The sequence below is a fragment of the Cupriavidus sp. 207A1 genome (assembly GCF_057798955.1).
Window position 1 is genome coordinate 266,387 of sequence record NZ_JBYOJO010000002.1, and the last position, 20,115, is coordinate 286,501.

Here is a 20,115-nt window from a genome sequence, read left to right on the forward strand (position 1 = left end):
CTTGCTTGTCCTCAATTCAGTGCTGCGGCACGCCGGCCCGCCTTTTGTTCAGGCCTGGACGTTGCGGATAGAATGCGTGCATGACGTCCGCCGCCAAACCCACCGCCCCCGCCGACCAGGACACCCCGCGCAAGCTCGAAGAAGGCCACCGCGACTACGTCGCGGCGCTGGCGCGCGGCCTGGCGGTGATCCAGGCATTTACCGACACCACGCCGGAAATGACACTGAGCGAAGTCGCCCAGGCCACCGGCATGACGCCCGCCAGCGCGCGCCGTGCCTTGCTGACGCTGCAGGCACTGGGCTACATCGGCGCCAACGGGCGGCGCTTCGTGCTGCTGCCCAAGGTGCTGTCGCTGGGCGCCGCCTTCCTCAGCTCGATGAACCTGCGCGACATCGTCCAGCCCTTCCTGCAGGAAGTGGCCGAGCGCTTCCGCGACTCGGTCTCGCTCGCCATCCTCGACGGCGACAGCGTGGTCTACCTGGCGCATGTGCCCAGCCAGCGCCGCATCGCGTTCCGCGCCTCGGTCGGCTACCGGCTGCCGGTGCATTGCACCTCGCTCGGCCTTGCCTTGCTGGCCCATGCCCCCAAGGCCCAGCAGAACAAGGTCCTGGACCAGGCACCGTTCCAGAAATTCACGCCGAAGACGCTCAGCGATGCGGATGCGCTGCGCGCGGCGCTGGCACGCACGCTTGAACAGGGCTATGCGGTCCAGGAAGGCCAGCTCGAACTCAACGTCCTGTCGATCGCCGTGCCCGTGCGCGACCCCCAGCAGCGCGTGATCGCCGCCATCAACTGCTCCACCGAGACCGAGCGCACCAGCCCCGACGAGCTGGTCGCGACACGGCTGCCGGCACTGCGCGAGGCGGCCGCGATGATCGAGGCCGCCATCCGCCGCGCGCCCACGCTGGCGCATTCGATCCTGGCGGCCTCCTGAGCTGCGCACGGCTCAGACCGCCACTGGCGCGATCCCGGGCTCGATCAACACCTCCAGCATCACCAGCTGGTAGCCGTCTCGCTCCGGATGGGGCCCGACCTCGACGATGTGGTCGTCGATGGTCGAGAAGATGCAGTCGACCGGGTTGGCGGGGTCGCCCTTGAAATAGATCTGCGAGGTCAGCGTGCGGTATCCCGGCTGCACCACCCGGTAGTGGATATGCGGCGCGCGCTGGCGGTTGCGACCCAGGCGCCGCATCAGCACGCCGACCTCGGTGTCCTCGCGCCCGATGATGTAGCCGCCCGGCCGCACCGTGAAGATCCGGAAGCCGCCTTCCGCATCGCAACGCAGCTTGCCGCGCAGGTTGTCTTCGGACTGGGAGTCGTCTTCGTTTTCGTAGCGCCCAAACTGGTTGGGCTGCCACACGATCAGCGTCGCGCCCGGCACCGGCTGGCCCGTGCGCGCATCCAGCACGCGGCCGCGCACCTCGAGCCGCTGCCCGGGCTCCTCCGCCGTCGCCAGGTGGCAGGGGTTGCTGCCTTCGGCAACCTGGTCCTTGGGGAACGGGCCGGTCACGTTCTGCGGCGTGGCTTGCGCGCCGGTGCGCGCCAGGTCCAGCGCGCGCATGGTCAGGCCCATCATGTCGCACAGCATGATCAGCTCATCCTGCGCGGCCACCCGGCCCAGCCAGGCGGCAATGCGGTAGAGCTGTGCATCGGTCAGCTGCAGCTCGTCGAGCATGGCGTGGAAATGCCGCAGCGCCACGCCGAATTGCGCCTGCAGGGCAGCGTCCGAGCCTGGCGCGCCGGTGCACATGGCGGCCAGCGCGCGCTGCAGGGTGTAGTTGTCCTGGGTGCTCATGGTTGTCTCCTTGGTTCGCGCCTATTGGCCCGTGGCTGACAGATCCACCGCGCGCGCCAGCAGTGTCCGGTCGGCCTTCAGCTTGTGCTTGGCGGGCTTGTGCGTCGGTGTGTGCGGGATCGCCTCGACGGTGGCGATATAACGCGGCAGCTTGTGCACGGCCAGGCGGCCGCGCGCCCAGTCGAGCAGTTCGGCCGCATCGGCCGACTGGCCCGGGCGGAACTGCACCGCCAGCAGGATCTCTTCCTCGCCAAGGTCCGCCGGCACGCCGATGGCCGCCGCCTCTTCCACCGCGGGGTGTTCGCCGAAAATGCGGTCGAGCTCGGCACCCGACACGTTCTCGCCCTTGCGCCGGATCACATCCTTCTTGCGCGCGACAAAGACGTAGTAGCCATCCTCGTCCTGGCGCACCAGGTCGCCGGTGGCGAACCAGCCGTCGCGGAACGCCGCCTCGGTCTGCGCCGGGTCGCGGTAGTAGCCTTGCATCAGCGTGGGCGTTCGGATCAGCAATTCGCCCTCGCCGCCGGGAGCCACCTCGCCGCCCTCGTCGTCGACGATGCGGGCCTGCGGCAGCGGCACCGCCGGATCCGGATGCGGCGAGATCAGGCCCATGGTGCCGAGCTTGTGCGGGCCGTCGAACGGATTGGCGATCACCCCCGGGATCTCGGTCATGCCGTAGCATTCGATCAGGCGCGGCACGTGGAACTCCTGCTTCATCACGCGCACCATTTCCTCGGTCTGCGGCGCGATGAACATCTTGGTGATGCGGTGAGCGGGCACGAACTCGGTTCGCGGGCGCCGGGCCAGGATGCTGCCGGCCGCCGCCACCAGGTTCACCTCCGTCGCGCCGGTCTCGGCGGCAAAGCGCCAGAACGACGACGCCGAGAACCTGCGCATCAGCACCAGGCAGCCACCGCATGCCAGCGCCCCGCCCACCGAGTACATCAGCGCATTGATATGGAACAGCGGCATCACGCACATCACGCGCTCGTCGGGCTGCAGCTGCAGCCGGCCGACGAAGGCTTCGGCGGTCAGCACATAGCCGCGGTGGCTGTGCATCGCACCCTTGGGAAAGCCCGTGGTGCCGGAGGTATAGATGATCAGCGCGGTGTCCCGCTCGCTGCCGTGGTCGGCAAGTTCGTCGGCAAACTCACCGGTGTCCGCCGCCATCGACTGCGCCAGCGTCGGCACGCCATGGTCCCCGGGCTCGTTGGCGCACAGCCAGACTTCGCCGCCGAGCGCGCGGGCAATGGCCGCGCCGGTTGCCAGCGTGGCCGGCGCGCACACCAGCCCGCACACCTGCGCATGCCCGAACACGTACAGCGCCTCGTCCAGGCGGTATTCCGGGTTGGCCGGCACCATGGTCGCGCCCAGGCGCGCCAGCGCGAACATCAGCACGACCGTGGACGGATGGTTGGCGGACAGCACGCCGACGCGGTCGCCGCGGCGCACATGCATGGCGTGCGCCAGCCATTGCGCGGCCCCTGCGATCCGCGCATCGAGCTCGCGATAGCTCCAGGCCTGGCCCTCGAACAGCAACGCCGGCTTGTCCGGATGCGCCGCCACGCGGGCCGCGAGGAAACCGGTCAGCGTGAAGTCGTGCGCCGGGTACTGCCGGAGCACGTCGAGCGGCGCCATCGTGCCGATGTGGCTGGCGGGCGCGTTCATGATGCTTGCGCCGGCACGGCGCTGTAGGCAATGGCGTGTTCGGCGGCCTCGGCGAGGATGAAGCCGATGGGCTGGCGGCGCTCCTCCTGCAGGTGGGCGATCAGGCTGGCCACGCGCGCCAGCAGCGGCACGCCCTTGAGCGCGGTGGCGGGATAGCCGGCGTCCAGCAGGACCGCGGGGATCGCGCCCGAAACATTGAGCGGGAGGGGCTTGCTGTAGTGCTCGGGCACGGCGGCGGCTACCGCTTCCAGCGCGGCCACGTGGTCGCCCGCGATGCCCCGCTCACGCGCGATGGCCAGCAGCCGGTGCGCGCGCGGATCCCCTAGCTTGTGCGTCGGATGGCCAAAGCCAGGCAGCGGCTTGCGCGCCTGGCGCACGGCCCGGACCACGGAGTTGGCGCTTTCGGCCAGCGTGCCGTGTTCCCTGCCGCCAAGCACTTCCGCGAGCAACTGGCCCGCGCTTTCCGATGCGCCAAGGATCACCGAGCCGCAACCCAGCACGCCAGCCGCCACTGCGCCCTGCAACGCATCCGGCGCCGCGGCCAGCGTCATGCGCGCGGCCTGCACCGAGGGGACCAGGCCATGCTCGGCGATCGCGACGAGGCAGGCATCGGTGATCGCGACCAGCTTTGCGTCGGGCTCGCGGCCGGTGAGCAGGAACAGGAAGTAGGCAGTGAAGCCGGTCTTGCCGATCAGGGCCTCGCTCAGGTCTTTGCCATGTACCGACACGCCGTGGATATCCACCTGCGCGATGCTGGTCTGCCCGGCTGCCCGGGGGTGTTTCGTCTCCGCCACGTCGTCTCCATTTTTGCGCTCTGCGCAATGTAATGCGATATGCGAATTATTTTAGGTGGAGGTGCGGGGCTCCGCAAGAACGGTAAACCCGCACCAACCATCGTCCGCGTGCGGCCGGCACTGCCCTTCGGCGTGCAGGACCGCTTGCCAGTCAGGCGCCATCCGTGAACGGGTCTGTGTTGCCGATGCTTGCGAGGGCGCCGTCGGTGAACAAATCCACCTGGCGCACTGCGCCGTCGGTGAACGGATCCATTTGGCGCGCGCCATCCGTGAACGGATCCGCCTTGCGTACGGCGATCCGGCGAAACTGCTCGTCAGCCAGGCGGCCCGACTGCGAACGCTGCAATGCCTGAGCGACATGCCCACCGTTCGTGTAGACCTCGGGGGCACGCACCGCGGCTTGCGCTCCGGCCGCCATCACTACCAGCAGGGCTGCGCCAATCGATGCTTTTTTCATCACATACTCCTTTTCCATTTGAGAAGAACTTGTGTCAGGCGGGGCACTTGCCACGCGCCTCTCACGGTCCAAATATAGTAAAACCGTACCGTACGGTACTACATTAATCAGAAGGTATCAATCAAAATTTTTGAAGAACGGAGCGACGGCCTGGCGGCCGCTGGCATCGCGCAGGCATTTGGTAGACTGCGCGAGGCGCCAGAGCGCCCGTCCCTTGTCACTCCCGGCTACCCGATGGCATCACCCGCAAGCGTTACCGACAACTCTGCGCACCGCCCGCCCCAGCGCATGACGCGCCGTGGCGAAGAGAAGCGCGCGCTGATCCTGAGCACCGCCGCCGACATGTTTCTCGAGCACGGCTACGACGGCGTCAGCCTGGACGACATCGTCAAGGCGTGCGGGGGCTCCAAGACCAACGTCTACAGCTTTTTCGGCGGCAAGGACGGTTTGTTCGTGGCGGTGGTGGAGCGGCTGTGCGACCGCTTCCTTGAAAAGACCGAGAAGAGCGTGGATGTGTCGCACTGCGAGGCGGCGGAGGGGCTCGACAAGATCGCCCACAGCTTCCTGCAGTCGTTGCTGGAGGAACGCCACCTGGCCTTCCTGCGGTTGATCTTTGCCGAATCGCGGCGTTTTCCGGCCTTGGGTAACGCCTGGTATACGCGCGGCCCGGCGGCGACCTGCGCCTATGTGGCGGCCTTCCTTGACAGCCAGCAGGCCACAGGCACGCGGCTTTCGGCCAGCCCGGAGGTCAGCGCCCGGCTGTTCCATGGCATGGTGCTGGCCAGCGTGCTGCACCGTACGCTGGCCACCGGCATCCGTCCGGACGACACAGAGATCGATGCGCTGGTGCGTGACGCCATTGCGGTGATCGTGCCGGCCGTCGATGCCGGCGCGCCGTCGGCTGTGCCCGGAAGCGGTAGCCCCGGCGCTGCGGGGACACGCGCGCAGGGCTAGAAGCTCGCGGCAAGCCCGAACGACACCCCCGAGACGTTGTTCCCGAAGACATAGCGCACCACCGCGCGGATCCGGGTCACGAACACTTCGTGGGCGCTGGTGTCGAGTTCCAGGCCGGTGCCCAGCGTGGTGAGGTAGTTGAACCCTAGCGCACCCGCCTGGTTGCCGAGGTAATGCGAGTGCGACAGCTCCAGCACGTAGCGCACCGGCCGGTCGAGCGCGCGCAACCCGGTTGGCGCGCGCCAGCGCGCGTACAGGCTGGCGGTCTGCGCGACGGACGAGGCCTCCAGGCCGGACGAGTCGCCGAAGCTGCGCAGGTAGATGTTGGTATAGCGCAGTTCCACGTCGATATCGCGGTTGTCGCGGTGGCTTTCCCAGTCGAGCATCACCGATCCGCCCAGGCCATAGGCATTCATGACGCCGTCGTCGAGGAAGGCGATGTCGCGCCCGGTCTTGTGCTCGACCGCGAACTGGGCGATGGACAGGTCGCTGGCGACGCGGCCCAGCGAAGCGTTGAAGATGGGGCGGAACACCAGCTCCTTGCTTGGGATCAGCGGAAAATCCCAGCCGACGCCAACGGTGCCGGCGAAGGTGTTCCACTTGGCCGGCAGCGTGCGGGATTCCAGCCCGTTGGAGGCAACAAAGGCGGGGTCGTAGCGATTGTAGGCGATCGACCCTTCCAGATAGAGCGGAAACGACTGGCTCAGCGTAAAGCCCCCGCCGAGCTGCCACAGGGTCAGGTCAGGGTTGTCGGTGCTGGCACTGCTGATGGAAAGCGAGCTGGACGCCAGGTCCGGTACGACCGCAAACGACATCAGCGTCAGCACCGCACTGGCGTGCTTCTGCACATTGGTGCCGACCACGCGAAACGCCGGCTCGGTCTGCGCCAGCGCGGGCACCGGCGCGGCCGCAAGGCCGGCCAGCAACGTCAACACCAGGGGGCCTTGCGCTCGCATCGATTCCCTCATCCGGTCCTGGGCCATTGCACGCTACATCACACGCCACATCAGCATCGTGACAACAGCGTCATCGGCAGCGGGTCCAGGCTGGCGGACCGCGCGTCACGCTTTCTGGGGGCCATGGTGGCGGAATTGCCGCGTCGGCAGAAGTGAATCTTCTTGCCGCGGAATTAAAGGAAATGAAAGACGCCTGAAACCGGTGTGCGCGGCCGCGACGGTGCGCTTGTAGGAGCAATTCCGGCGTCTCATCGGCGCCTGCCCGACAGCGCCAAGCCTGGCCGCTGCCTAGACTGGCCTTGTCGCCGCAAGCCCGCCCAGGCCGGCATGTGCGGCATACGTCGCGCTGGGCCCTGACCGGGCCGGCGCTTCCGACCCTAACCCTGGAGGTATTCCATGGATCCGAAACAACCCGCTCGCCATACCCGAATCGCCAGCGTGATTGCGGCAGGCCTGGCAGGCCTCAGCTGCGCCGCGGCCATCGCACAGACCGCCACGCCCGCCACCCCGGCCACGCCGGCAACCCCCGCCGCGCAGGGCATGCCGGCAGCGCCTGCAACCCCGGCAACGCCTGCCGTGCCGGCCACCGCGGCCAGCCCCGCGGGCCAGGGCACCGCCCCCGGCGTGACCCAGATCCAGCCGCCGAAGGACCCGCTGGTCGAGCGCCGCGAGGCACGCCGCGAGGCTGCCGCCGAATACAAGGCGAAGAAAAAGGCCGCCAAGGGCGAATACAAGGACGAAGTCGGCGCGGCCAAGCAGGAGAAAAAGGTCGAGAACAAGGCTGCGGACGCTGCCGCCCGCCAGGAAATGACCGCGCCCAAGCAGTGACGCAGCGGTCGCGGCGCACACCGCCGCCCCAATGCAAACGGGCCCCGCGGGGCCCGTTTTGCCGTGTCAGTCGGCCAGTCCGCTGGCGTCGATATAGCCCAGCGCTTCGGTAACGGCGCGCCGCGCCTTCAGCACGTAGCAGACCCGCCGCTCCTGGATCGACAGCGCCAGCACGTCGGCCTGCACCAGCTCCGAGAACACATGCCCGGCGCGCCCCAGGCTCAGTCGCGCCACCTGCGCCAGCTCGGAGGCCGGCAGCCCGGCCTCGCCGGCGTCGAGCAGCGCGCGGCAGATGCGGATGCGCGCTGGTTCGGTCATCAGCGCCAGCGTCAGGGTACTTTCCTGGGTCTCCATGATCACACCTCGGTCCGGGCACGGCACCCCGGCCGGGCGATACGCGGCGGCGGGGGCGATGCGGGGGTCACTCTTGCCCGCGCTGCCTGGCGCGCGCGGTTTTCCCCGTTCTACGCGGCTCGCCCCGCAAAGGCAATAGGTGCTGCCACGGCCGGGCGGACACTGGCGCGATTACAACAGCGCCAGTGCACCGCCTGGCCGCGCTCAGGCCATCACGAACGGCAATTGCCGCTGGCGCTTGCCGGTCAGCGTGAACAGCGCATTGGCCACCGCCGGCGCGATCGGCGGCACGCCGGGTTCGCCCAGCCCGGTGGGGTTGTCCTGCGACGGCACGAAGAACACGTCCACCACCGGCGCGTCGGTGATGCGCGGCGGCGGATAGTCGGGGAAGTTGCTGTTCTTCACCGTGCCGTTCTCGATCTCGATGGCAAACCCGGGCCGGGTCATGGCCAGCCCGAACACGCAGGCACCCTGGATCTGGGCTTCCGCCGACAACGGATTGACCACGCGGTTGGCATGCACGCCGGCGGTGACGCGATGCACGCGCGGCTCGCCCTTCACCACCGAGACGTCGACCACATACGCCACCACGGTGCTGAACGACTCATGCACCGCCACGCCCCAGGCATGTCCCTTGGGCAGCTTGCGCTTGCCGTAGCCGGACTTGTCCACCGCCAGTTGCAACGCGGCGCGATGGCGCGCGTGCTTCTTTTCGTCGAGCCGCGCCAGGCGGAATGCCACCGGGTCTTGCTTGGCGGCGGCGGCCATCTCGTCGGCCAGCGTTTCCTTGACGAAGGCGGTATGCGTATTGCCGACCGAGCGCCACCACAGCACCGGCACGTCCACCTGCGGGTGGTGCACCGACATCTGCAGCGGCAGGTCGTAGTCGTTCTCGACTATGCCCTCGGTCATGGTGGCATCGACGCCGTTCTTGACCATGAACGGCTCGAACGGCGTGCCCTTCAGGATCGACTGGCCGACGATGGTGTGCTGCCAGCCCATCACCTTGCCCTGCGCGTCCAGGCCGATGCGGGCGCGGTGCAGATGCAGCGGGCGGTAGTAGCCGCCGCGGATATCGTCCTCGCGGCTCCACACCACCTTGAGCGGCTCGGTGTGTCCCGCGGCGACCCAGGCCTTGAGCACGTTGGCCGCCTCGACGATGTAGTCGGAGGTCGGCACCGCGCGCCGGCCGAAGCCGCCGCCGGCCATCATGGTGTTGAGCACCACCTTGTCCGGCGCCAGCCCGAGCGTGCGCGCCACCGCGGCCTGGTCGACGGTCTGGAACTGCGAGCCCACCCAGACCTTGACCGACTGCACCTTGCCGCCGGCCACCTCCGGCTGCAGCGTGCAGTTCAGCGGCTCCATCGGCGCGTGCGCCAGGTACGGGAAGCGGAAGTCGGCCTCGATCTTGCGCGGCGCACGCTGGATCGCCGCGGCAATATCGCCCTCACCCGCGCGCGCGGCCGTGCCAGGCTGGCCGGCCAGCTTCGCATATTCATCGAACAAGGCCTGCGACGATACTTTGGAGCCGGCGTCCTCCCACTGGACCTCGAGCGCATCGCGGCCCATCTTGGCGGGCCAGTAGCCGCTGGCGATCACGGCCACGCCGCTGCCGCCGCGGTCGACCGGAACCTGCAGCACGCCGCGCACGCCCTGCACCGCACGGGCCTTGTCGGCGCTGAAGCTCTTTACCTTGCCGCCGAAGCGCGGCGGCCGCGCCACCACCGCCACCACCATGCCCTTGAGCTGCGTGTCGATGCCGAACGGCGTGGTCGCTTCCATCTTGCCGCGCGCATCCAGCCGCGGCGTGGGCTTGCCGACGATGCGGAACTGCGCCGGATCCTTCAGCGTGACCTGCTGCGGCACCGGCAGCGCCATCGCCGCCGGCGCCAGTTCGCCAAAGGTGGCGCGCTGGCTGCCGGACGTGATCACGCCCTGCTCGACCTTGCAGCTGGCCGGGTCGACCTTCCAGCGCTGCGCCGCGGCCGCGACCAGCATCGCGCGGGCACGCGCGCCGAGTTCGCGGTACTGCTGGAACGAGTGGTTCAGCGCGGTGGAACCGCCGGTCATCTGCATGCCGAAGCCGGGGTCCTTGTACGGATCGCCCGCCGGGGCCAGTGCCGCGCGCACGTTGCGCCAGTCGGCATCCAGCTCTTCGGCCAGCGCCATCGGCAGCGCGGTATGCACGCCCTGGCCGAATTCGAGCCGGTTCACCGCCACCGTCACGGTGTTGTCGGGTGCGATGATCAGGAACGCCTGCGGCGCTCCCGGCGGCGCCTTGGGCTTGGCGCCCTCCTGGGCCTGCGCCAGCGGTGCCACGCCCAGCGCCAGCCCGCCGCCGGCCAGGCCGGTCAGCTTCAAGAAACTGCGGCGATCCAGCGTCGCCACGCCGGCGTCGGCACGCGCTTCGCCGCTGTTGCCTGCCTGGCCGCCAGCCAGGGCTTCGATGCCTCGGATACGCATATCGGTTCCTCCCGCTCAGGCCAGCGCACGGGCGGCGTCTTTGATCGCCGCGCGGATGCGCTGGTACGTGCCGCAGCGGCACAGGTTGCCGGCCATGGCCTGGTCGATGTCGGCGTCGGTGGGCCGCGGCTTGCTGCGCAGCAGGCCGACGGCGCTCATCACCTGGCCGTTCTGGCAGTAGCCGCACTGCGCGACATCGTGCTTGAGCCAGGCGTCGATCACGGCGCGCCCGACGCGGTCGGCGCCGATGCCTTCGATGGTGGTGATGCGTGCCCCGGCGACCGCCGAGGCCGGCGTCACGCAGCTGCGCGTGGCCTGGCCGTTGACGTGCACGGTGCAGGCACCGCATGCGGCCATGCCGCAGCCGAACTTGGTGCCGGTCATTTCGAGGTTGTCGCGCAGCGCCCACAGCAGCGGCGTGGACGGGTCCACGTCGACTTCACGGGTCTTGCCGTTGACGTTGATGGAGAGGGTGGTCATTTGGGGGACACTCCTTGGGTACGTTGCCCGCTGGTCATTGCCTGTGCGCCGCAGCCTGGCGCAACGGACAAGTGAGGATAGTGCAATTTGCGGCACCTTGCCGGACGCTTTGCGCACTAACGTGCCCGTCATCGCCGGTTGCACGAACTTTGTGCAACGAACGGCTGTCCCTCATGGATTGCCTTGCCATCCCGACGGGATTCCGGTGTGATCGGATTCCCGCCGCTGAAACAGTGCCATCGACTATTCCAGAAAATTCGTTTCCCGCAGCCGGCACGGCCTCGGCTCCGAACACCGCTGCCGCGCCCGGCACGACCGCCTTGCCAGCGGCCCGCACTCGCACCGCATCGTCACCTTCGATAGCGCGGCTCGACAGCATCCAGGCCCTGCGCGGACTGGCCGCCGCCATGGTGGTGCTCTACCACTCCGGGCTCACGCTGGGCGGTGCCAACGCGCCGGTGCTGAACTGGCTGACCCACAACGTGATCAAGCGCGGCCATGTCGGCGTCGATGTGTTCTTCGTCATCAGCGGCTTCATCATCGCCTGGGTCGCGGTGCTGGCGCGGCCCAGGCCGGAGCGTCCGCTCAGCTTCATGGTCCGGCGCCTGTGCCGGCTGGCGCCGCCGTACTGGACCATGTCGGCCATCCATGCGCTGCTGCTCAACCCGGTCACGCCGGCGCTGTTCGCCGCGTCGCTGGCGTTCCTGCCGACATCCACCAGCCATGCGCCCTACTACGGCTATCCGGCGCTGTACGTGGGCTGGTCGCTCAACTACGAACTGGCGTTCTACGCGGTGTTTGCGCTCGGGCTGCTGCTGGCCGGGCGGCGCGCGCTGCTGGTGGTGCTGGGGGTGTTCGCGCTGTTCACGCTGGTGCTGCCGTGGTGGCGCTTCGGCACGCTGGTGGCCGATCCCGCCCAGGGCTATGCGTTCGCTTCACCGTGGCTGGCCATGGTCAGCAATCCGCTGGTGCTCGAATTCCTGCTGGGCTGCGGGCTGGCATGGGCCTACGCGCGCTGGCGCCACTTGCTGACGCCGGCGTCCGCGCTGGCAATGCTGGCAATCGGCAGCGCGGCGTTCGCGCTGTCGCTGCCGCTGGTGGGACCGGATTTCAGCCTGGCGGGACGCGGCTTGACGGCGGCGCTGCTGGTGGCCGGGGTGGTCGCCGCCGAGCACACCGGCATGCTGCGCGTGCCGCGCGCGTTGATCTGGCTGGGCGAGCTGTCCTACGCCCTCTACCTGACCCATCCCACCGTGATCGAAGCGGTCAAGCGCCTGATGCCCGAGCTGGGCGCGGACCAGACCGCCATGCAGTTGCTGCGCTTTGCCATCGACGCCGGCCTGGCGCTGGCGCTGGCCTGGCTGCTGCACCGCTGGGTCGAGCTGCCCGGCATCGCGGCCGGGCGCCGGCTGGCACGCGGCTAGCGTTGCGGCAGACCGGCCAGGAACAGGTACAAGGCGGTCAGTTCGGTATCGTTCATGCGCCCGAAGGAATCGAACGGCATCACCCGGCTGAGCGCGGTGCCGTCGGGCCGCTTGCCGCTGCGCATCATCTCGATGAACGCCGCAGGCTCGCGGTAGCGCGCCATGGCGCCGCCGGGCACCGGGCGCAGGTCGGCGGCCGCGGGCCAGTCGGGCGGCGCCCCAGGGATCTTGCCGCCCCGGAACGCCGGCCCGTGGCAGCCCAGGCAGACATTGGCCACATAGGCGCCATAGCGCGGCGTCGGCTCGGGCGCCATCGCTGCCTGCGCCGGCAGGCTGTGGTCGATCTTCGAAGCCGCGTCCTGCACCACCCCCACGCCATACAGCGCGCGCACCAGCCATGGCATGGTGATCTCGGCGGGCGCGCCCATCGCCGCGGGCAGGCTGCGCAGGTAGCCGATCAGCGCGCCGAGGTCCTCGTCGCTGAGGCGGTTGTAGTCTTCGCTGGGCATGACCTGCAGCGGGCGCAGCGAGGGCGCCACGCCATGGCGGATGCTGCGCACCCAGTCCACCGGCTGGTAGGCGGCGATGGCCGGGTTGGCGCGGGTCAGGTCCGGCGCGCGCACACGCAGGCCGCCGGGGTCGTCGATCACCTGCTTGCCGCCCCCGCCGGCGCCATGGCATTCCATGCAGCCGCGCGATTCATACAGGTACTTGCCGTGGGCGATCGCGGCGGGATCCTCGCGGATGGCAACGGGGGCGACCGGGACTTCCACCACGCGCTGTGCCTTGCGCTCCCCGACCCATGCCGCGCCGTACGCCGCCGCGGCCACCACGACGGCCGTGCCGGCAAGCCCCCATGCCGCCATCCGCAGAACCCGCGCCATTTGCCTTCCCCTGTCCGCCGCACTGGATGCCGCAGCTTGCGGCCAGTGCCCCGGGGGCTGTCGGTGGGAAAGGCAACATAGCGCAGCGCCGGCGGCTTTCAGGCCAGCCCGGCCGGGGCGCGGTCGATGAAGCCGGTCATGCGCGCCAGCCGGCCGTCGGCCGACACCGTGGCAAAGTCGGTGCCGACCACCAGCGCCGCTTCGCCGGCGGGGCCCAGCTCCCAGGTAAAGCGCAGGTGCTCCCCGTGCGCATCGACCGGGCTCACCCGGGTAAAGCGGAAACCGGGAAACTTTGCCTGCACCGCGGCGATCATCGCATCGATGCCGGCATGGCCGTCGCCCCGCATCAGCGGATCGACATAGCACGCCGTTTCCGTCCACGCCGCCGCGATCAGCTCGCGCCGGCGCGCGGCATCGGTCTCGTTCCAGGCGGCGAGGTAGCGGTCGGCAAGGGTGGCGGCGTGTTCAGCCTGGTGGGACTGGGTGGCAGCGGACATGGCATTCTCCTTGGGGGTTGGTGGTCAGGCTCTCGGGGCCTGGCGTCAGGCCATGGCTGCATGATCGGCGCGGGGGCGCGGCGGCGCGATTACCGGGGAGGTTATCGGAAGGCAGATCGGCGAGGCATGCGGCAGCCCGGACCGGCCGGCTCGCGCCGGAATTGCATCCCCTACCAAAAAATCGCCCCCAACACCAGAGGCAAGTAACCCCCAACCTGCCCCCTGTCCTGCCGATGGCCACGCGCTTATCCTCGCTACATTGCCCCTACGCTGGGCGGCAGTCTGTCCGGGCGTTCCGGGGGCATGCCGCCGGGCCGTGCCGGGCATGCCGCCTCCCTCCCACCGCATCGCACCGCCTTTGCCTCGATCTCGTCCATGACGCCCGATACGGCCCCGCCGAGCCACCCGGCCGCTCCAGCCCCTTCCGCCGCGCCGCGCCGATGGCTGCCCTTGCTGCTGGCCGGCGCCTGCTATTTCGTGCTGGCGGCGGCGGCGCTTTGGCTGGCGCGGCTGCCCGGTACCGTGGCCTCGGTGTGGCTGCCCAACGCGTTCGGGCTGGGCCTGCTGCTGCAGCGGCCGCGCGCGGAGGCGCCGTGGCTGCTGGCCGGCATGCTGGTGGCCAGCGTGCTGGCCAACCACGGCGCCGGCGACAGCGTCGGCACGGCGCTGCTGCTGACCGGGGCCAACCTGGCGGAGATACTGTCCGCGCTGCTGCTGTTGCGCCTGCTGGACCGGCATGGCGTGACCGGACGCCACGGCCCGCTGGCCGCGTTCGCGGTGATGCTGGCGGTCGGCGGCATCCTGGCGCCGACGGTCGGTGCCACCGCCGGCGCGGCGGCCATCGCCGCGGTCGCGGGCAGCCGCTTCGCGCCGGTGTGGTGGACCTGGTGGCAGGCCAGCGCGCTGGGTATGGCGCTACTGCTGCCGCTGATGCTGTCGATGACCGCGGTGCGCGTGCGCGCCGCCGCGGCGCGGCCGATGCTGGCGCCGCAGGCGGGCGCGCTGGCGCTGAGCCTGGCCATCGGCACCCTGGCGCAATGGCAGGGGCACGACCCGTTCGCCGCGATGTCGCTGCCGCTGGTGCTGCTGGCGCTGGCCGGCAACCCCTTTGCCACCGCGCTGCTGGCGCTGGTGGCCACGCTGTGCCTGCAGGCGCTGATGCTGCTGTCGCACCGCCATGAAGCGGTGCCGCTGTCGGCCGCGGTGATCATGGTGCTGCCGGTCTGCATCGCCTACCTGACCGAGCAGAACCGGCACGGCCGCGCCAGCCTGCGCAGCAGCGACAAGCGCTTTCGCCAGGCCATGGAGCATTCGGCCATCGGCATGGCGCTGGTCGACATGGACGGCCGCTGGCAGACCGTCAACCGCGCCATGATCGAGCTGCTTGGCTACAGCGCGGCCGAACTGCGCGAGCTGAGCTACCAGCAGCTGACCCATCCCGACGACCTGACCGGCGACCTGCGCCAGGTCGCCAACCTGTTGTCCGGCAAGGTCGAGGCCTATCGCCTGGAGAAGCGCTACCGCCACAAGGACGGCCACTACCGCTGGGTGCTGCTGGCGGTTTCGCTGGTGCGCGACGAACAGACCGGCGAGCCGCAGCACTTCATCACGCAGGTGGAAGACATCCACGCGCGCAAGCTGGCGCAGCAAGAGCTGGAACGGTTGTCGCGGCGCATCCAGCTGGCGGTCGAAGCCGGCGGCGTGGGCATCTGGGAATGGGACCTGGCCAGCGCCGGCATCACCTGGGATGCGCGCATGCATGCGCTGCACGGCACCGACCCGGCCGGCGGCGCGCCGCTGTCGGAGCAATGGATTGCGCTGCTGCACCCCGACGATGCCAGCCGCGTGCGTGGCGAGATGCGCCGCGCCATCCGCGGCGAGGCCGCGTTCGACACCGAATACCGCATCGTGCGCCCGGGCGGCGAGGTGCGCCACGTGCGCGCCATGGCGATGGTGGCCCGCGGCGCCGACGGCGCCGCCCACGCGCTGGTCGGCACCAACTGGGACACCACCGACCAGCGCCGGCTGACCGAGGCGCTGTTCGAGGAGAAGGAACGCCTGCATATCACGCTGCGCTCGATCGGCGATGCGGTGATCTGCACCGACGCCACCATGCACGTGACCTTCATGAACCCGATCGCGGAACAGCTGACCGGCTGGACCATGGCCGCCGCCACCGGGCTGCCGCTGGAACGGGTCTTCCGCATCCTCGACGAGAGCACCGGCGAGCCCATCCCGAGCCCGGTCGAGGCCTGCCTGCGCACGCTGACGCCGGCCTACCTGCAGGAGGGCGCGGTGCTGCAGAGCCTGACCGGCGAGCGCCACGACGTGCAGGACTCGGCCGCGCCGGTGCTGACCGCGCGCGGCGAGGTGCTGGGCGCGGTGCTGGTGTTCCAGGACATCACCGCAGCGCGCGCGCTGCAGCGCGAGCTGGCGCGCTCGGCCATGCACGATGCGCTGACCGGCCTGCCCAACCGCACCTGGTTCGAGAAGCGCCTGCGCGAGTCGTGCGACGCGGCGCGGCTGCATGGCCATCGCGCGGCGCTGTGCTTTATCGACCTGGACCGCTTCAAGATCGTCAACGACACCGCCGGCCACGGCGCCGGCGACGTGCTGCTGCGCGAGCTGGGCTACATGATCCGCAACCATGTGCGACCGGACGACGTGCTGGCGCGCCTGGGCGGCGACGAGTTCGCGCTGCTGCTCAAGGACTGCACCGTCGACCAGGCCGAGCAGGTCTGCCAGGGCGTGATCGACGCCATCCGCGGGCGCCGCTTCCCGTGGGAGGGGCGCGTGTACGACGTCGGCGCCAGCATCGGCATCGCCGCCATCGACCTCGACGTGCCGCCGGTCAGCGAGCTGATGAGCCGTGCCGACGTGGCCTGCTATGCGGCCAAGGCCGCGGGCCGCAGCCGGGTCTCGGTGTACCGCCGCGACGAGAGCGACGCGCGCCGCCACCACCGCGAGCTGGAAGTCGCCGCCGGCATCCATTCGGCGCTGGAAGCCAACCGCTTCCGCCTGTTCGCGCAGGAGATCCGCGCGCTGCAGCCGGAACCGGGCGAAGACGGCAGCGGCCATCGCCATATCGAGATCCTGGTGCGCATGGTCGACGAGCACGGCGAGCTGATCCTGCCCGGGGCCTTCATTCCCGCCGCCGAGCGCTACGATTTGATGGGCCATGTCGACCGCTGGGTCATCCGCAACGTGCTGCGCGGCTACGGCGAGCGGCTGCGCGCGGTGCCGGGGCTGTCGGTATCGATCAACCTGTCGGCCAACTCGCTGGGCGAGCCCTTCCTGCTGCCGTTCCTGCATGCCGAGCTCGAAGCCAGCGCGCTGCCCGCCGATCGCATCCGTCTGGAGATCACCGAAACCGCGCTGATCAACAACATGGCCGCGGCCAACCGCCTGGTGGCGGAGATGCGGCGCGCCGGCTGCACCGTGTCGCTGGACGACTTCGGCTCGGGCCTGTCGTCGTTCGCCTACCTGAAGCAGTTTCCGGTGGACTTCCTCAAGATCGACGGCAGCTTTATCCGGCAGCTCGCCGACAACGCGGTGGACCGCGAGATCGTAAGCTCGATCAACGACATCGGGCACCGGCTGGGCGTGCGCACGGTGGCGGAATGGGTCGAGGACGAACGCACCCTCGATGCGCTGCGCGCGATCGGCGTGGATTACGCGCAGGGCTATGCGATCGGGCGGCCGGTGGCGCTGGACGTATTCCTGGCCGGATACGCGCAGCGCAACGCGCAGGCCTCATAGCCCGCCGGACTGCCCACGCAGCGGCCGTGATACATTCGGCGCCTGTCCGCGTGGCCACCTGGCCGCCTGGCCGAAACCAAGGGGAACCCGTTGTCGCTCGTGTCCGACCCGATGCCGGCGCCGCTGTATGCGCGCGTCAAGCAGCACATCAGCAGCCGGATTGCTGACGGCAGCTGGCCGCCCCATCACCGCGTGCCGTCCGAGACCGAGCTGGTCGAGGCGCTCGGCGTCAGCCGCATGACCGTGCACCGCGCGCTGCGCGAGCTGACCGCCGAGGGCATGCTGGTGCGGCTGCAGGGCGTCGGCACCTTCGTTGCCGAACCCAAGCGGCGCACCGCGCTGTATGCGGTCAACAATATCGCCGACGACATCGCCGCGCGCGGGCACCGCCATCGCGCCCGCGTGGTCAGCCTGGCGGCCGAGCGCGCGGGTCCGGCGCAGGCCGCGGCACTGGAGGTCGCACTGGAGGCGCGGGTGTTCCATTCGGTGATCGTCCACTACGAGGACGACGTGGCGATCCAGCTGGAAGACCGCTATGTCAACGCCGCGGTCGCCCCGGACTACCTGGCGCAGGATTTCACCAGCGAAACCCCTTACCAGTACCTGTCGCGCATCGCCCCGCTGACCGAGGGCGAGCACGTGGTCGAGGCCGTGCTGGCGCTGGCGGAAGAGTGCGAACTGCTCGCCATCGAACGCGGCGAGCCGTGCCTGCTGATCCGCCGCCGCACCTGGTCCGCCGGCCGGGTGGTGACGTCGGTGCGGCTGGTGCATCCCGGTTCGCTGCATCGGCTGGAAGGCCGGTTCACGTCCTGATCCTTGCAGCGGCCGGCGCGCTGGCCCTTACGCTGCGCGGATCGTGATCACGACCACCGTCGCCGCGCTGCCTCTCGGGTCCAGGTAATCGAGCAGGCGGTTCTACGCCGACTGCCGCCGGTCGCGCGCGCATAAGCGCCTCAAACGACACAACTGCAACGAACGCCCTTCGGGAATACCCCGATTCAACCCAACTTGTATATACAGGAATATACATGCCTATGCGTTGACCCAAAGCGCGCGTTCCAGACCCGCAAGACCGAAGGAGTTTCCCGTGACCCAGACCCCCACCCAATCCACGCGTTTCCGCGACACCGAAATCCGCGCCCCGCGCGGCACCACGCTGACAGCGAAAAGCTGGCTGACCGAAGCGCCGCTGCGCATGCTGATGAACAACCTCGATCCCGAGGTCGCGGAGAACCCGAAGGAACTGGTGGTCTACGGCGGCATCGGCCGCGCCGCGCGCAACTGGGAATGCTATGACCGCATCGTCGAAGCCCTGACCCGCCTGGAAGACGACCAGACCCTGCTGGTGCAATCGGGCAAGCCGGTCGGCGTGTTCCGCACCCACCGCGACGCCCCCCGCGTGCTGATCGCCAACTCCAACCTGGTTCCCCACTGGGCCAACTGGGAACACTTCAACGAGCTCGACGCCAAGGGCCTGGCCATGTACGGCCAGATGACCGCCGGCAGCTGGATCTACATCGGCAGCCAGGGCATCGTCCAGGGCACGTATGAAACCTTCGTCGAAGCCGGCCGCCAGCACTACCACGGCGACCTGAAGGGCCGCTGGGTGCTGACCGCGGGCCTGGGCGGCATGGGCGGCGCGCAGCCGCTGGCCGCGACGCTGGCCGGCGCCTGCTCGCTCAATATCGAATGCCAGCAGAGCCGCATCGATTTCCGCCTGAAGACCCGCTACGTCGACGAACAGGCCACTGACCTGGACGACGCGCTGGCCCGCATCGACCGCTACACCTCGCAAGGCAAGGCGATCTCGATCGCGCTGTGCGCCAACGCCGCCGAAGTGCTGCCCGAACTGGTGCGCCGCGGCGTGCGCCCCGACATGGTCACCGACCAGACCAGCGCGCACGACCCGCTCAACGGCTACCTGCCCGCCGGCTGGAGCTGGGACGAATACCGCGAGCGCGCCCAGCGCGAGCCGGCCGTGGTGGTGAAGGCCGCCAAGGCCTCGATGGCCGCGCATGTGCAAGCCATGCTGGATTTCCAGAAGCTGGGCGTGCCGACCTTCGACTACGGCAACAACATCCGCCAGATGGCCAAGGAAGAAGGCGTGGCCAATGCCTTCGACTTCCCCGGCTTCGTGCCCGCGTATATCCGCCCGCTGTTCTGCCGCGGCATCGGCCCGTTCCGCTGGGCCGCGCTGTCGGGCGATCCGCAGGACATCTACAAGACCGACGCCAAGGTCAAGGAACTGATCCCCGATGACGAGCACCTGCACCGCTGGCTCGACATGGCGCGCGAGCGCATCAGCTTCCAGGGCCTGCCGGCGCGCATCTGCTGGGTCGGCCTGGGCCTGCGCGCCAAGCTGGGCCTGGCGTTCAACGAGATGGTCCGCAGCGGCGAGCTGTCGGCGCCGGTCGTGATCGGCCGCGACCACCTGGACTCGGGCTCGGTCGCCAGCCCCAACCGCGAGACCGAGGCCATGCAGGACGGCTCGGACGCCGTCTCCGACTGGCCGCTGCTGAACGCGCTGCTGAACACCGCCAGCGGCGCCACCTGGGTCTCGCTGCACCACGGCGGCGGCGTGGGCATGGGCTTCTCGCAGCATTCCGGCGTGGTGATCGTCTGCGACGGCACCGATGAAGCCGCCGCGCGCATCGCCCGCGTGCTGCACAACGACCCCGCCACCGGCGTGATGCGCCATGCCGACGCCGGCTACCAGATCGCCGTCGACTGCGCGCGCGAGCAGGGCCTGGACCTGCCGATGCTGCGCGGCTGACGAGCGTTCAAGAACCCAATGTTTGCTC

The 20,115-nt window shown here is 69.5% G+C and carries 17 protein-coding genes; 7 read left to right on the forward strand and 10 right to left on the reverse strand.

What is annotated here, in order from left to right; genetic code table 11:
- Nucleotides 1-80 precede the first annotated feature (80 nt).
- The gene (locus AC3FMM_RS03990) at nt 81-935 is read left to right on the forward strand and encodes an IclR family transcriptional regulator domain-containing protein (RefSeq protein ID WP_115679584.1); all 855 of its coding nucleotides are present in this window, start codon (nt 81-83) and stop codon (nt 933-935) included.
- 12 nt (nt 936-947) lie between these two features.
- On the opposite strand, the gene AC3FMM_RS03995 is transcribed toward AC3FMM_RS03990, so the two are convergent.
- The 4 genes from AC3FMM_RS03995 to AC3FMM_RS04010 all read right to left on the reverse strand — a co-directional run bounded on the left by AC3FMM_RS03995 (nt 948) and on the right by AC3FMM_RS04010 (nt 4,715).
- Nucleotides 948-1,796, reverse strand: coding sequence for a dioxygenase family protein (locus tag AC3FMM_RS03995; protein ID WP_116312240.1), 849 nt, complete (start codon nt 1,794-1,796; stop codon nt 948-950).
- A gap of 21 nt (nt 1,797-1,817) precedes the next feature.
- A complete protein-coding gene (locus AC3FMM_RS04000; RefSeq protein WP_473703879.1) occupies nt 1,818-3,464 on the reverse strand; it encodes a class I adenylate-forming enzyme family protein in 1,647 nt (548 codons plus the stop codon).
- A complete protein-coding gene (locus AC3FMM_RS04005; protein WP_488686148.1) occupies nt 3,461-4,258 on the reverse strand; it encodes a citryl-CoA lyase in 798 nt (265 codons plus the stop codon). The genes AC3FMM_RS04000 and AC3FMM_RS04005 overlap by 4 nt, the downstream gene beginning before the upstream one ends.
- A 151-nt stretch (nt 4,259-4,409) precedes the next feature.
- A complete protein-coding gene (locus tag AC3FMM_RS04010) occupies nt 4,410-4,715 on the reverse strand; it encodes a hypothetical protein (RefSeq protein ID WP_115708459.1) in 306 nt (101 codons plus the stop codon).
- 234 nt (nt 4,716-4,949) lie between these two features.
- Between AC3FMM_RS04010 and AC3FMM_RS04015 the strand changes: the two genes are divergently transcribed.
- Complete coding sequence (locus AC3FMM_RS04015) at nt 4,950-5,669, forward strand: TetR/AcrR family transcriptional regulator (protein WP_414249717.1); 720 nt, start codon at nt 4,950-4,952, stop codon at nt 5,667-5,669.
- Here the strand turns inward: AC3FMM_RS04015 and AC3FMM_RS04020 are convergent.
- Complete coding sequence (locus tag AC3FMM_RS04020) at nt 5,666-6,625, reverse strand: hypothetical protein (protein ID WP_442784898.1); 960 nt, start codon at nt 6,623-6,625, stop codon at nt 5,666-5,668. The genes AC3FMM_RS04015 and AC3FMM_RS04020 overlap by 4 nt on opposite strands.
- Nucleotides 6,626-7,021: 396 nt before the next feature.
- Between AC3FMM_RS04020 and AC3FMM_RS04025 the strand changes: the two genes are divergently transcribed.
- Entirely contained in the window at nt 7,022-7,453 is a 432-nt protein-coding gene (locus tag AC3FMM_RS04025; protein WP_116312236.1) for a hypothetical protein, read from the forward strand.
- A gap of 66 nt (nt 7,454-7,519) precedes the next feature.
- Here the strand turns inward: AC3FMM_RS04025 and AC3FMM_RS04030 are convergent, their stop codons facing one another.
- The 3 genes from AC3FMM_RS04030 to AC3FMM_RS04040 all read right to left on the reverse strand — a co-directional run bounded on the left by AC3FMM_RS04030 (nt 7,520) and on the right by AC3FMM_RS04040 (nt 10,750).
- On the reverse strand, nt 7,520-7,807 hold the full coding sequence (locus tag AC3FMM_RS04030) for a helix-turn-helix domain-containing protein (protein WP_115708453.1): 288 nt from the start codon (nt 7,805-7,807) through the stop codon (nt 7,520-7,522).
- 204 nt (nt 7,808-8,011) lie between these two features.
- Complete coding sequence (locus AC3FMM_RS04035; protein ID WP_488686149.1) at nt 8,012-10,270, reverse strand: xanthine dehydrogenase family protein molybdopterin-binding subunit; 2,259 nt, start codon at nt 10,268-10,270, stop codon at nt 8,012-8,014.
- 15 nt (nt 10,271-10,285) lie between these two features.
- Entirely contained in the window at nt 10,286-10,750 is a 465-nt protein-coding gene (locus tag AC3FMM_RS04040; protein WP_115679577.1) for a (2Fe-2S)-binding protein, read from the reverse strand.
- A 320-nt stretch (nt 10,751-11,070) separates the two neighbouring features.
- Here AC3FMM_RS04040 and AC3FMM_RS04045 point away from each other — a divergent pair, with 320 nt between their 5' ends.
- Nucleotides 11,071-12,174 (forward strand): acyltransferase family protein, encoded by a 1,104-nt coding sequence (locus tag AC3FMM_RS04045; RefSeq protein ID WP_488686150.1) that lies wholly within the window; start codon nt 11,071-11,073, stop codon nt 12,172-12,174.
- On the opposite strand, the gene AC3FMM_RS04050 is transcribed toward AC3FMM_RS04045, so the two are convergent.
- Together AC3FMM_RS04050 and AC3FMM_RS04055 are read right to left on the reverse strand one after the other, a co-directional pair.
- On the reverse strand, nt 12,171-13,058 hold the full coding sequence (locus AC3FMM_RS04050) for a c-type cytochrome (RefSeq protein ID WP_115679575.1): 888 nt from the start codon (nt 13,056-13,058) through the stop codon (nt 12,171-12,173). The two genes, AC3FMM_RS04045 and AC3FMM_RS04050, sit on opposite strands and share 4 nt — an antisense overlap.
- A gap of 98 nt (nt 13,059-13,156) precedes the next feature.
- The gene (locus AC3FMM_RS04055) at nt 13,157-13,555 is read right to left on the reverse strand and encodes a nuclear transport factor 2 family protein (RefSeq protein ID WP_115708445.1); all 399 of its coding nucleotides are present in this window, start codon (nt 13,553-13,555) and stop codon (nt 13,157-13,159) included.
- A 375-nt stretch (nt 13,556-13,930) separates the two neighbouring features.
- On the opposite strand from AC3FMM_RS04055, the gene AC3FMM_RS04060 reads away from it, so the two are divergent.
- The 3 genes from AC3FMM_RS04060 to hutU all read left to right on the forward strand — a co-directional run bounded on the left by AC3FMM_RS04060 (nt 13,931) and on the right by hutU (nt 20,087).
- The gene (locus tag AC3FMM_RS04060; RefSeq protein ID WP_116313235.1) at nt 13,931-17,314 is read left to right on the forward strand and encodes a diguanylate cyclase; all 3,384 of its coding nucleotides are present in this window, start codon (nt 13,931-13,933) and stop codon (nt 17,312-17,314) included.
- Nucleotides 17,315-17,425: 111 nt separating this feature from the next.
- Nucleotides 17,426-18,127: a histidine utilization transcriptional repressor HutC gene (gene hutC, locus AC3FMM_RS04065; RefSeq protein WP_172581769.1), complete on the forward strand. Its 702-nt coding sequence runs from the start codon at nt 17,426-17,428 to the stop codon at nt 18,125-18,127.
- Between the two features lie 274 nt (nt 18,128-18,401).
- On the forward strand, nt 18,402-20,087 hold the full coding sequence (gene hutU, locus AC3FMM_RS04070; RefSeq protein ID WP_115679572.1) for a urocanate hydratase: 1,686 nt from the start codon (nt 18,402-18,404) through the stop codon (nt 20,085-20,087).
- Nucleotides 20,088-20,115: the final 28 nt, after the last annotated feature.

Excerpts from the sequence above, each read along its gene's own strand:
- AC3FMM_RS03990 (WP_115679584.1), top strand. The coding sequence starts at position 81 with ATGACGTCCGCCGCCAAACCCACCGCCCCCGCCGACCAGGACACCCCG.
- AC3FMM_RS03995 (WP_116312240.1), bottom strand. The coding sequence starts at position 1,796 with ATGAGCACCCAGGACAACTACACCCTGCAGCGCGCGCTGGCCGCCATG.
- AC3FMM_RS04000 (WP_473703879.1), bottom strand. The coding sequence starts at position 3,464 with ATGAACGCGCCCGCCAGCCACATCGGCACGATGGCGCCGCTCGACGTG.
- AC3FMM_RS04010 (WP_115708459.1), bottom strand. The coding sequence starts at position 4,715 with ATGAAAAAAGCATCGATTGGCGCAGCCCTGCTGGTAGTGATGGCGGCC.
- AC3FMM_RS04015 (WP_414249717.1), top strand. The coding sequence starts at position 4,950 with ATGGCATCACCCGCAAGCGTTACCGACAACTCTGCGCACCGCCCGCCC.
- AC3FMM_RS04020 (WP_442784898.1), bottom strand. The coding sequence starts at position 6,625 with ATGCGAGCGCAAGGCCCCCTGGTGTTGACGTTGCTGGCCGGCCTTGCG.
- AC3FMM_RS04025 (WP_116312236.1), top strand. The coding sequence starts at position 7,022 with ATGGATCCGAAACAACCCGCTCGCCATACCCGAATCGCCAGCGTGATT.
- AC3FMM_RS04030 (WP_115708453.1), bottom strand. The coding sequence starts at position 7,807 with ATGGAGACCCAGGAAAGTACCCTGACGCTGGCGCTGATGACCGAACCA.
- AC3FMM_RS04035 (WP_488686149.1), bottom strand. The coding sequence starts at position 10,270 with ATGCGTATCCGAGGCATCGAAGCCCTGGCTGGCGGCCAGGCAGGCAAC.
- AC3FMM_RS04040 (WP_115679577.1), bottom strand. The coding sequence starts at position 10,750 with ATGACCACCCTCTCCATCAACGTCAACGGCAAGACCCGTGAAGTCGAC.
- AC3FMM_RS04050 (WP_115679575.1), bottom strand. The coding sequence starts at position 13,058 with ATGGCGCGGGTTCTGCGGATGGCGGCATGGGGGCTTGCCGGCACGGCC.
- AC3FMM_RS04055 (WP_115708445.1), bottom strand. The coding sequence starts at position 13,555 with ATGTCCGCTGCCACCCAGTCCCACCAGGCTGAACACGCCGCCACCCTT.
- AC3FMM_RS04060 (WP_116313235.1), top strand. The coding sequence starts at position 13,931 with ATGACGCCCGATACGGCCCCGCCGAGCCACCCGGCCGCTCCAGCCCCT.
- hutC (WP_172581769.1), top strand. The coding sequence starts at position 17,426 with ATGCCGGCGCCGCTGTATGCGCGCGTCAAGCAGCACATCAGCAGCCGG.